This window comes from Phycisphaerae bacterium, from assembly GCA_024102815.1.
In the GTDB taxonomy this organism is placed as follows: domain Bacteria; phylum Planctomycetota; class Phycisphaerae; order UBA1845; family UBA1845; genus JAGFJJ01.
Genome location: JAGFJJ010000048.1, coordinates 180,550 through 192,519, shown reverse-complemented (window position 1 = coordinate 192,519; position 11,970 = coordinate 180,550). Strand labels below are relative to the sequence as shown.

Annotated in this window: 7 protein-coding genes; all 7 read right to left on the bottom strand. The window is 64.3% G+C overall.

Going from position 1 to position 11,970, the window contains the following annotated elements; all coding sequences use genetic code 11:
* Positions 1-25 precede the first annotated feature (25 nt).
* The 7 genes from J5J06_11855 to J5J06_11825 all read right to left on the bottom strand — a co-directional run bounded on the left by J5J06_11855 (position 26) and on the right by J5J06_11825 (position 11,892).
* Positions 26-601 (bottom strand): hypothetical protein, encoded by a 576-nt coding sequence (locus tag J5J06_11855; GenBank protein MCO6437775.1) that lies wholly within the window; start codon positions 599-601, stop codon positions 26-28.
* On the bottom strand, positions 601-1,908 hold the full coding sequence (locus J5J06_11850; protein MCO6437774.1) for a coproporphyrinogen III oxidase family protein: 1,308 nt from the start codon (positions 1,906-1,908) through the stop codon (positions 601-603). Before J5J06_11850 ends, J5J06_11855 begins: the two co-directional genes overlap by 1 nt.
* A 152-nt stretch (positions 1,909-2,060) precedes the next feature.
* Positions 2,061-2,627: a hypothetical protein gene (locus J5J06_11845; protein MCO6437773.1), complete on the bottom strand. Its 567-nt coding sequence runs from the start codon at positions 2,625-2,627 to the stop codon at positions 2,061-2,063.
* A 210-nt stretch (positions 2,628-2,837) separates the two neighbouring features.
* Entirely contained in the window at positions 2,838-5,849 is a 3,012-nt protein-coding gene (locus tag J5J06_11840) for a M4 family metallopeptidase (protein ID MCO6437772.1), read from the bottom strand.
* A 246-nt stretch (positions 5,850-6,095) separates the two neighbouring features.
* A complete protein-coding gene (locus J5J06_11835) occupies positions 6,096-8,291 on the bottom strand; it encodes an ATP-dependent helicase (GenBank protein ID MCO6437771.1) in 2,196 nt (731 codons plus the stop codon).
* Positions 8,292-8,509: 218 nt separating this feature from the next.
* Positions 8,510-9,382 carry a hypothetical protein gene (locus tag J5J06_11830; protein MCO6437770.1) on the bottom strand — a complete coding sequence of 291 codons (873 nt, stop codon included), beginning with the start codon at positions 9,380-9,382 and terminating at the stop codon, positions 8,510-8,512.
* Positions 9,383-9,546: 164 nt separating this feature from the next.
* Positions 9,547-11,892 carry a pyruvate, phosphate dikinase gene (locus J5J06_11825; protein MCO6437769.1) on the bottom strand — a complete coding sequence of 782 codons (2,346 nt, stop codon included), beginning with the start codon at positions 11,890-11,892 and terminating at the stop codon, positions 9,547-9,549.
* Between the last annotated feature and the right edge of the window lie 78 nt (positions 11,893-11,970).

Genomic DNA, 11,970 nt, shown 5'->3' with positions numbered 1-11,970 from the left:
GGGCGAAACCGATCGACCCGGGGGGTTACGCCAATCTACCCTTTCCGCTGACGATTTCGAGAAGCTCGATCGCCGGCTGCTGCTCGACGTAGATCGTACCGATTCTTCCGTAGGCCTCCGCCGGCCGCGGCGGCCCGAAGTAACGCAACAGCGGCGCTTCACCGCTGAACCGCAGGTACCACTGCGGCACGACCTTCCGCAGCACGTCGTGCATGATGAGGATGTCCCCCAACGGCGTCCGCCCCGAAAGCACTTCCTCTCGCGCCCGTGGATCAAACACCCGCAGGTCCATCCGAACCAGCCCGTATTCGACCGCTGTCCGCCCGTCGGGAAGAATCAACAGGATTTCGCGACGGTATTCCTCGTCCTCCCCCGTTTGCCGCAGTATTCGCAGCGTCACTCGTTGACCGCAATGCTGCTGGAGCACGGCCGTCATGTGCTCCTCGTGGACCAGCAGCGTACGGAACGGTTCGGGGACCTCCGCCGCGTCGAGCGCCGTGCAGTGCGTCACCGCCTTCTCGATGTCGATCATCCCCTCGCCCAGCGCCGCAAGCGCCGCCGTGGCCGATGAGCACGACTCCAGTCGGGGAAGCGCTGCCATCAGGTGTACCGCACGTTTCGAAACGCAGGCTCGTAGAACCGGGGAAGCAGCCCGTCGACCCGCAGCAGCCCCTTGCGACTCAGGGTGATCGTTCCGTCATCAACGTCAGCCAGACCCTCGTCTCTCAGCGACGAAAACGCTTCGCCGAAGGTGTCCAGAATGTTTGCGCCGAACTTCCGCTGGAAATACGCCGCGTCGATCCGGCCGAGCTTGAGTTGCAGGATCATCTCTCGGATCAGACGCTGGTGTTCCGTGACGGGCAGGGCGCGCGAGAGGGGAAGCCGGCCTTGCTGAAGCGCCTCCACGTAGTCCTCCCAGCGATCGTGATTCTGATAGTGCACGCCCTGAAGGTGCGAGAAGCTCGCCACGCCCATGCCGATCATGTCCGCGCCATGCCAGTTGGCGTCGCGGTAGACGAACCGGCCGCTCGATGACGGCTTGACCAGCGTATACCCGCTCGAGACGACGTAGCCCGCCGATTCAAACCGGTTGAAGGCCTCGCTGACCCAGCGCCGCTTGGTGGACCAGTCCGCCACGGATGGTGCCGCGCTCGTGTCATCCGCTTCGCGAGCAAACACGGTATTGAAGGGCAGTTCCATCTGATAGATCGTCACGCTGTCCGGATCGAGCCGGAGGGTCTCCTCCACGGTTCGATCCCACTTCTCCTGGGTGTCGCCCACCATGCCCGCGATCAGGTCGACGTTCACCTGGTCGAACTCCGCGCGTTTGATCCACTCCCAGCACCGCCGGATCTCCGGCGACTTGTGCGCCCGCCCGTTGAGCGCCAACACCTCGTCATCGAAGTGCTCGACGCCCAGGCTCAGACGCGTGACGCCGATGGACCGGATCGTTTCCACCTTGCCTTCCTTCAGCGTCCCCGGCTCGCACTCGAAGGTGACCTCCCGCGCCCGATCCCACGACCAGTGCGCGCCAATGCGCTCCACCAGCCGTTCAAGCTGCTGGATGCTCAAATACGATGGTGTTCCTCCGCCGAAATAGACGAACTCGAACGTCCGACCGGCCAGCGCCGGCTGGTCGGCATACAGCGCCACCTCCTGCGACAGCGCCTGCAGGTAGGTCTCGATGTCGTCCGAATTCTTGTCCGTGTACACGCGGAAATAGCAGAATTTGCAACGCTTTCGGCAGAACGGAATATGCAGGTAAAGCCCCAGGGGAACCTGCTCCGCCGGTCGCCCCAGGACCTCCTGAACGGCCGGAACATGCTCCGCGGACCACGCCGAGAAAGGCGGGTAGTTGGCCACGAAGTAACTGCCGACCTCGGTTCGATCGTTGACGTCGAGTTCCACCGCGGAGAACTCCCGGAAAGCAATGAAGGGATCAGCCCGGCCCGCAGGGCGAGTATAGAGGAAAGCGCTCCGATTCGCCCAATGTAATTACTTGTGCCGGCCGGAATGCAACAAGCGTGTAACGCCGCACGATCGAGGCCGGGGATAGATGCTCAGGCAGCCCCGTGGTGAGCGTCATCGAGGGATTTTCGGGCCGTGAGCAGCGCCTGGCAGTCGCAGAACGCTCCGTGATGAATGAAAACGAGCTTGGCCTCTTGCACGACATGCGCCGCGCAGCCGCGGTCGCCGAGGATGCGGCCCACATGATCGAATACGCCACGGCACTGCACCTGCGGCGCAGGCCCCAGCGCCTTGCTCAGCGCATCAAAGAACCCGGTCTTCACCAACTCCGCGTAAGTGGTCGCCTCCCGCGCAACGATGTCCTCGCTCCGCGGCAGCTTCAGAAATGCCTCGACCGTCTCCCCGGGGGCCAGTTCGAGCCAGACAAAGCCTTCCATGCGCTGTTCGCGAAACTCCTCCGGAACAACCGTCATCAGGCGATGAAACCGCTCTTCGGGCAGCAAGCCCGAAAAGCCCGCCCAGGTGAACGTAACCGATGTTCGATTCCAGCGGGGATTCTTGCCGACCGCCACCTCGATGCCGGGAAACTTCGGCTCGAGCATGGTCTCCAGTTCTTGAGCCAGGGCAGCATCGGTCGGCTTGGGACGACGCGGGGACATGCCGACACTCTGCCGTTTCACGCCGACGATGTCAACCGCACGACATGGTCCGAAAACACCGTGGGTCCCGTGGAAGCGCGTCACGCCCTGACAATTCAGGCAACCAGGTTACGGTGCGTATGGCAGCCCAAGGTATCGTACGGGCGGCAGTTGGCGCAAGGGCGCGCCGGCCCGCCGCCTGTGCCATATCGGTGACACCCCCAGCTCGGATCACGGTCCGCAAGGCGAAGGTGGAATGGCCCGTCCCTGCCACGACTCGAATCCGTCGCCGCTCAGCAATTCAATCAGGGTGATGACATCATTGGCGTCCGTCAGCGCCGAGCGATTCAGGTCCGTGGCAAAATCGGGCAGCGCCTCGGCAACACCGTTGATCTGATCCAAAAGGGCGATCAAGTCGAATGCGTTCGCCGTTCTCGAGCCGTTGACGTCGCCCGGCAGCGACGCGAAACAGGCATGTGCCGCCACCCCGTTCAACGATACATCGACCCAGGTGCCCGGCTCGATCGGCTCCGAAAGCGAAAATCGAATCCGCGTGGCGTCGACCCGCGCCGCGCCGGTCACCGTCGGCGGCACCCCGTCGCCCCCGATCTCGCTGATCGAGGCCATGTCCGCGGGAAACTCGTCGCCTTCGAGCAGATAGAGGTCGAGATCTGCCCACGTCTGAACGGCTCCGGGCGACGTCTTGTCGTACGGCTGCCGCGCGTCGATCGACCCGCTGAACGGATCGGTCAGCAGCTCCGCGTTGCAAATGGGCAGCGCGGCCGATTGGCACAACGCGTCGGCCATGCAGTAGTCGACGGCGCAAGGATCGGCGTCATTGCACGCGGCGGATGTGCTGCAACCCCCACAATGGAAGACTTCAAAGTCGTCGATGTACCACCCATCAACCCCGGTGCACCCGTCTTTACCGAAATCGAACCGCAAACGAATGGTATCCCCGTCGCTGACCAGCCCGGTCAGGTCGATGACCGTCTGGGCCCACGCGGTTCCCGCGCCCGTAAAGGCGGGAAGACCGGCGAGTGGGTTCGTGTTCCCGGCCGCCTGTGCGATCAAGTCGGCGTTGTACGTGTTGTAGCTGAGCTTCTCCGGCGGGATCAGAAGAAAGTCGCCGCCGTTGACGCGCAAGCGGATGGTGCCGCCGTCGTAGCCCGGTTCCGTGGCCACGAAGTGCGTAAAGACCACGCCCGGATTCACCATTCCCGTCGCCGGAAGCGTAATGGGCGGACTCCACAACTCATGCCGGGCGCTCTCGTCGACGTCCACGCAATTGCCCAGATTGGGGTCGGCGATATACAGCGCATATCCCTCCCGGCCGATGGGTAGATCGTCGCGAACCACCCAGTCGTAGGGTGTTGGCGGTTCGGTGTTGTACGTGCCCCAGTCCATGACCCCGTCGTCGAAGGTGTCACGGAAGATGATCGCCTTGCTCGGACACAGTACCGGGGGCGCGGGATCCAGGAGCGGCTGGGTCGCCCCACAGCTTCCCTCGGTATTCATTTCCACCGCCAGAAGCGCGCCGTTGACTCGCCCCGCATCCACCTCGGAGAACATGGAACTGGACGGCAGGCCGGTCCGGGGGTCATTCGGAAACGTGCCGATCAGATCCGTGGCCGATTGCACGAGCCCGTTGTAGGTGTCCTCGAAATCCGAACCCGGCGTAAGGTAGGTGGTCAGAGCCCGAAACCAGACGGCCCCGGCCTTGATCGGCCCCATGGAGCCGATGTTGTACCCGTTGAAGGATTTGCCATCGACCATGATGGCAAAGGCGTGGTTGGGGATGCCGCTGCCGGTGTGCACGCCGCCGTTGTCGGCACCGCCTATTCCGCCGCAGGTCTGGAGCGGGCTGTTGGCCCGGTCGGGATCACCGAAGCACGGCGGATGCCACATGTCACGGATCGCATTATTCCCCAGGAAACCGGTATCCTCGCCCATCAGCCAGCGAACCCCCTGCGACACCGGATTGTTCACGCACACGTCCGCACGAGCCAGATTCGGCTCGTCCACGTCGTTGTCCGCGTAGCCCGCGTCCTTCGGCCAGGGCGTGCCGGACACGGTATTCTTGAACGCCGCATCACCGTTATACAGATCGATCAACTCGCCGAAGATGTCCGAAAAGGACTCGTTGAGTTGTCCGGGCTGGTTCTGATACACCAGCGCGGCCGTGAATTGCGTGATGCCGTGCATCAGTTCATGCGCAACCACATCGTCCGACGCCATGCCCAGGCAGTACACCGCCTGCTCGCCCAACCACGCGGCGTTCGGACAGGCCAGTGCCGCCGTGTTGACCGTCTGCACGATGGGCAGTCCCAGCCCGTCGATGCTGTCATACCCGAAGCCGCGGTAGAAGAATCCGTACACATCCGCGGCATAATCATGGGCCCGGTTGATGTCCCGCTCCAGCGACTCCTGAATTGCCGGCAGATCCACCGGCCCCTGTGTTTCCAGCCGCACCAGTTCACCGGGAAGGGCGACCCGCTGCTTGCCGTTGTACGTCAGTCGAAGCCGCGCGCTCTCCAGAAGCGACCAGCGATCGAGCACCTCGCCGCTGTGCGCGTCGATCAGGAACGAATCGCGAACACCGGCCGGTAGATCCTCAAGCACCAGATACCATGCAAGCCGCGCACCCCGGGGCTTGTCCCCATACCACCCGGGATCGACGATCACCAACTCGGACGACTCGACCGCCGTCACCGCACCGGGAACGTCGTCGGAGACATCGGCCTTGGCCAGCGCCGCGGCCAGGTCGGCCGTGACGGACGGATCTGTCCGCAGCTTGTTTGGAATCGGATAGAAGTCCCCGTTGGCGGCGATGATGCCGCCGGCGGCGTTCTCGTGGACCTTCAACATCCCGGTGAACACGGGAATGCCGCGATGAACCTGGCGGTAAGTCGTATGCACCTGGCCGAGTGCGTCGGCACCCGTCCGCTGTGCGTCGAGCACGAGCTCCTGGGCGGGATCGTCAACGCCGAATAACACCCCGTACGCGCGAAGAAACTCCATCGGCCGATCGGCGCCGCCCGCCAGCGGCGGCATCGGAATCGTCCCCCCATCCCGCGCCACGACGAACGTGGCCTCGCCCGTCGCACGCGCACCGAGAATCGCGACGTTCTCCCGCGCAGATTGCTGTGCCGCCGCCGGCGCGACGGCCAGAAGCAGAATCATCAACGGTGGCAAACCCTCGCCTGCCCGCTTGCCGTTCCCGGTAGACATCGTGGTATCCATGGATCGATTCCTCGGCGGGCAAGCGGCGCGTGCCCGCCATGCGCACGGTGGATTGCAACAAGATTGACCCCGCGGCAGGTTCGGGTCTGCCAAACCCGCCGATAGACCGAAGCCCTCCGACTCCCGCATGCGAAGCCGGATGCCGCCCCAGTTCCCCCCAAGAGAACAAACTTCCGCAAGTCCCGATTGTATTCCCGGAGCTGGGAATGAAAACGGCGCAAGTCCCCCTTCGACAGGATTATGCGCTCATTCGGGGCCTTGCCAGAGCCGACCGAGCTGCGCGCGAATGTCGGATGCGCCTCCCGGCCGCGCATCCGGGAAGGCTGCAGCACCCGCCGAACGAACTTCCAGCCGGTCACGCGGAATGTCCGCCAGGTATCGCGACAACTGCGCGTACCCGTGCCCGTCGGACAGCCCGAATCGTTGGTGGTAGTAGCGAAATGGGAAATATAGGTAAAGGTGATCCTTGGCCCGGGTCATGGCCACGTACAACAGGCGGCGCTCCTCCTCAACCCCTTCCTCGTCTCGCAGGGCCATGTCTGAGGGAATCATCCCATCCGCAACATGGAGAACGTATACGGCGCTCCACTCGCAACCCTTGGCCGAGTGGATGGTGCTCAGGGTCAACCAGTCCTCGTCAAGATGGGGGGCTCCGGCCAGGTCCGACGTCGCCCGGGGCGGATCGAGCGTCAGGTCCACAACAAACCGCGCCCGGGAACGGTATCTCTCCGCGATACGTGCGAGCTGCTCAATATCGCGCATTCTCATGGCCGCGTTGTCGTACGCCCGCGCCAGCAATGGCTCGAGAAACCGGGCGATGCGCTCGATCTGCGCCGCGACATTCTGTCGCTTGCGAGAAGGTGCAGCGCCGTCCCCCGAGTCCTCCGTCCACCCCGGCGGGGCAGCCGCCAGGCAATCCGAAATCGTCTGCCGCAATGACGCGAATTCCTCCCGGGCACTTTCCGGAACGACCGGCGGTGCGTCCAGGAGCCTGCGAAGCGGGGCGATGGCGCGCGTCGATGCCGGTTCACGGTCTGAGCGATCAGCAGCGGCGATGGCTCCGCTTGACGGTTCCGCGGGTAACACGGCGATGGATGCGTCAGTTGCCTGCGCAGGCGGCAACGCGCCTCTGCCAAGAACACCCAGCCCGTCCATAATCCGCCGCGCAATTTTCGGGCCGACCCCACGCATCAGGCGGAGCACGCGAAACCAACTGATCTCGTCAAATGGGTTCTCGAGAATGCGCAACACCGCCAGCGCGTCCTTGATGTGCGCCGCTTCGATGAACTTCAGTCCGCCGAACTTGTGGTAGGGGATGTTCCGCCGCGTCAGAGCAATCTCCAGGTCGGCGCTGTGGTGCGCCGCCCGGAACAGCACCGCCTGCTTCATCAGCGGGATCCCCTGCTCCAGGTGCTCCAGAATCTGCCGGTACACAAGCTCCGTCTGATGCGCCTCATCCTGGCAGGTGATCAGGACCGGCCGCTGCGTCGATTCTCGCCGCGACCAGAGCTCCTTCGTGTACCGCTCCCGGGCCTGTTCCATGACCGCGTTCGCCGCGGCAAGGATCGGTTGCGTCGAGCGATAGTTCTGCTCCAGCATGATCTGCCGCGTCCCGGGGAACTGGGACGGAAAGTCGAGGATGTTGCGGATCGTCGCCGCGCGAAATCCATAAATCGACTGCGCGTCATCGCCCACCACCATCACATTGTCATACTTCTTCCGCATGCCACGCAGGATGTCGCTTTGCAGCGTATTCGTATCCTGGTACTCGTCCACGAGGACATGCTCGAAGCGATCGGCCGCTCGCTCCCCGACGCGCGGCGCGACGCACAACGCCCGCCAGTACAGCAGCAGATCGTCGTAGTCCAGCAGAAACTGCCGCATCTTGCGCGCGACATACTCCTGGAAAACCGCGGCGATCTCTTCGCGATCCTCCAGGCACCAGGGAAAGTAGCGCTCGAGCGTTTCCTGGAGCGACCGTTGGGCGTTCACGGTGTGGGAGTAGATGCGGACCAGCGTATCCCGCGACGGAAACCGCCGTTCCCGCCCTACCAGCCCCAGTTCGGCGCGAAGCAAGCCCATCAGGTCGCTCGCGTCGTCCTCGTCCATCACCGTGAAATCCGGCGGCAATCCTATTGCGGTTCCATAAACGCGCAGCAACCGGTTGGACACGGCATGGAAGGTGCCGCCCCAGACCTTGCCCGAAGCGTCCTTGCCGCACAGTCGCGCCGCACGGCCGATCATCTCCGCCGCCGCCCGCCGGGTGAACGTCAGCAGGAGGATGCGATCCGGCGGTACGCCGCGCTCGATAAGCCACGCCACGCGACTGGCAAGCGTCTTGGTCTTGCCCGTTCCCGCTCCCGCGATGACCAGAACGGGACCGCCCGGGGCGGTCACCGCCTCGCGCTGCGCGGGATTGAGCTCTTCAAGCCAGGAAGTCAACGGCATACCCTCGGCCGAGCAGTTCGCAAAAGGGAAGCTAGCCTGTACTGCGCCCGTTGAACAGGGGAGACCGTTTTCACGTGTCGACGGACGTGATCCACGCAGTCACGCGAAAGCGGCCCGGCAAGACCCGTGATTCCTGCAAAAAAAAGGACGGCCGCGGCTGGCACCTTTCGCGCCGCCACGACCGCCCGTAAACAGGGATCTTATCGCGATCGTTACTCGCCGATTTTCTTCAGCTGCCGCTCCAGCGCTTTCGTGTGTCGTTCACTCGATGCTTCGCGCAGCGCCTCGAACACGCGCTTCACAGTGCCGTCCGTCACCGCCGGTAGCAGCTCGTCGTACAGCGCCACGTTGGTGCGCTCGTGATCCAAGGCAAGCTGGAGTGCCCCGGCCAGCGTCGCCGGCAGCTCCGGCACGGCGGCCTCCTCGGGCGCTGGCGGATCAACCTCCGCCCGTTCCAGCAGGTTGCGCAGCGCCGCGGCATGGCGCCCCTCGGCCTGATGCAGTCGTCCGACACCCCGCGGCTCGTCGAACTGCTCGATCACCTGCCCGTAGTAGATTTCCATTCCCAATTCATCGAGCAGCGCCCGACGCACGGCACCCACATCCGCTTCGTTGAGCGAGAGAGGTTCATCATCTCCCGCCGGCATGCAGGGGCCCTCGCCGCGTCCGCGCATTCCCGGCGGGAATTCACCGCGCATGCCTCCACGGGGACCACGCGGGCCGTCGCACATGCCGCGCCGCGGACCGGGAGGCGGTCCATTGCCATTGTCATCTGCCCGACGCTTGCCGTGAGGCCCCATGCCGTCGCGCATGCGCATCCTCGGCCGTTCTCCTTCGTCATCCGCCCACCTTCGTCCGTGGGGTCCATCTCCGCAGCAGCCGGCGCGCGGACCGTCTCCATCACATGCGCCGCAGCACGGGCGACCGGCGTTGTCATCCTCTTCGGCCGCGGCGCAGGGCGGCGGGTTGGGCCCATCCGGCCCGCGCATTTTCGGACCTCCGCCACCGTGCCAGGGTCGCGCATCGGCCGCTGCCGCAAATGCCAGCATCGCCAAGGCCGCGATCATCGTCGTCATCGCCTTCATGGGGATCTCCTTTTTCTCGAGGGTGGCCATCGACGGCATGTGCCGCCGCGCCGGCCTGATTCACTCCATGAAACGAATCACGCGGAGATGCCCTGCGGTCGAAATCCGGATTTTCGTAAAGTCCGCAGGAACGTGTCGGGGGGGCGGAATCGAACGCCCGGACACTAACGAAGATACGCCACGGCGTAATCGGCCTCGCCGTCCATGGCGACATGAACGCGCCGTCCGGAGGTCGCCGTGGGAACACAGATCACGCGAAGCTCTTCCGAGAACTCCGCGTCCTCCGGCAGCAATTCGGCCAGCACGTTCGGCGATTCGTCGAAAAAACGCTCGTTGAATCGATTCGGGGATTCGTCCGGATAAAGCGGCAGATACTGGATCTTCGCTTCGACGAGGTCCTGGAAGAAGTGTGTTCCGAAGGAAACTTCGGGAACGAACCCGCCCTTGGCCCGGGCAATCTCGATGAGCATCCGACAGCGGTTGATGTCCGCATAGCGCACGGGAACACCGAGGCGGATGTCCTTGCTGCCCCAGCGACCTGGACCCATCAGAATGAACGTGCCGCGCTCCAGGCGGTGGTTGACCCGCCCCACCACGCGGGCCAGTTCATACCGGCGATCAAGATCGGGTATCGCGTCATACGCGCGAGGGTCGACGTACACGACGTACTCGATTCGGTCGATCATGCCCGATCGAACGTATTTGCGGGCATCGAAGATGACATCCTCCGGACGGACATCGTCCGGCGGTTGCGCCGGGCTGCTCTCCGCCGTCTGCGACAAGGAACGGCACTGCAGCACGTAGAGGTTCTCGCCGTCGCAGGCGAACTCGATATCCACGGGGCGCTCGTACGCCCTCTCGAGCAGGTCGAGAATGCCGCGAATACGCTGGGCGAACGGCGTGGAGCGCACCAGTTTGTCGAATGTGACGACCATGTCGTCCGGCTCGGCGTCGACATGCAGCATGGTCGGCGCGTACAGACCCCCGTCCCGATGGATCGAGATGATCTTGTCGAGCATGGGGAAATCCGGGGCTTCTTCCAGAAGTTCGCGCACCCGAATGCTTCGGAAACGGTTCTGCTCCAGGTCGATCACGTCGACCGTCTGTTGCGCGCCCCGGCGGATCTCCTGCGTGTTCGACTCCGGGCGGAGCGTGGGCGCCGCCAGCGCCACCATCCGTGGATAATCCGGACCCCCGCGATCCACCGCCCGCGTGCCCAGACCCACCACCAGCCGGGCCATGCCGTCTTCGCGCCGGATCCTCGGCGACCAGCGGTACTCGTTCCGCGAAAAAGCCACACCCGCGAACGCGGGCAGGTAGTACTTCCCCACGCGCGTGCCCACGACCTTCTGAATCAGCACGGCCATGGATTCGACATAGTCGATCAGGTCGTGCTCGCGCCGGTAAAGAATGGGATCGGCGGACAACACGCTGGCGTACACTTCGGCGATCGCCCCGAGCAGCGCCCGAAGCCGGTACTCCAACGAGCCCTGGTTGGCCAGAAAGAAGCTGGCGTACTTCCCGGAGAAGGCGGTCCCCAGCCGGTCCTCCAGCAGGCTGCTGGAACGCACGATCAGCGGATCGGGGCCCAGTTGCTCCAGCACCCGGCGGAGCTGGTGAACGATCTTGAGCGGAAAGTCGCCGTTGCGAAATACGCCGCGGATAATCGGATACTCGCGAGCGACGTCCTGGATCGGCTTGTACTTCTGGTTGCGGTACTCCTGGAACCGGTTGAGGGACAAAAACTCCTCGATCACGTCGCTGCGGAGGTAGTACGATTCGGGCGTGGCCAGCGGAAGAAAAGGCTCCTTCCCCTCCTCCGCGCTCGTGAGAATGCGGTTGGCCAGGATCATGCCCCCGGCCTTGCCCCCGATACGCCCCATGCCCTGGTCGCCCCCGATCATCCGCCGCGTCACATCCTCGAAGTCGCGGACGATAAGGTGCTGCTTGGCGATGGCCAGAAACTCGAGCTGATCGCTCAGAAAATGGCGGATCAGCGCCACCCGCGTGCCGATCATCTCCGATGGCGGGACCCGCGTCTCACCGACGGGCAGCTCGCAGAAGCGCTGCACCTCGTCGGCCAGTTGACGGAACGTTACCGAGGGCAGGTTGGCCACCTGCTCGAGGCTCTGCATCTTCTCCCGCTTGAGCGTGAGATTGACGATGTCCTCGACCTCGGCCGGCGTGAACCGCCGGGACACGAACTCGTGGATCAGCTCCTCGACCGCGCGGCGCTCGCGCTCGTCCCAGGGCGTCCGCGTGACGATGTTCGGATCGCGTGTCTTCTCGGACGGCGCGGTGCCCAGGCGCCGCCGGGCTTCGTCATACAGCGCGTCGACGCCGACGATGCCTCGCTTGTGCAGCGCAACCATCAACTCCCGGTGGACGCGCTCGGCCAGTTGCGGGTGCCCCGCCAGCAGCTCACGCAGGACCGCTTCCGTCTCCTGCGGATCGTGTCCCAGCCCCTCGGAGGAGTCCGATTCGTGCGTCGGTGAGTCCATATCGGGCATTGTTGCGATCGCCCGACGCTGTCGCAAGGACGGGATTTCTGCCCGCACCCCATGACTCCCGCCGTCGCGACGTATAAT

Bases quoted from the DNA above. Each gene is read 5' to 3' on its own strand.
- J5J06_11840 (MCO6437772.1), bottom strand. From the start codon at position 5,849: ATGGATACCACGATGTCTACCGGGAACGGCAAGCGGGCAGGCGAGGGT.
- J5J06_11855 (MCO6437775.1), bottom strand. From the start codon at position 601: ATGGCAGCGCTTCCCCGACTGGAGTCGTGCTCATCGGCCACGGCGGCG.
- J5J06_11845 (MCO6437773.1), bottom strand. From the start codon at position 2,627: ATGTCCCCGCGTCGTCCCAAGCCGACCGATGCTGCCCTGGCTCAAGAA.
- J5J06_11825 (MCO6437769.1), bottom strand. From the start codon at position 11,892: ATGCCCGATATGGACTCACCGACGCACGAATCGGACTCCTCCGAGGGG.
- J5J06_11830 (MCO6437770.1), bottom strand. From the start codon at position 9,382: ATGAAGGCGATGACGACGATGATCGCGGCCTTGGCGATGCTGGCATTT.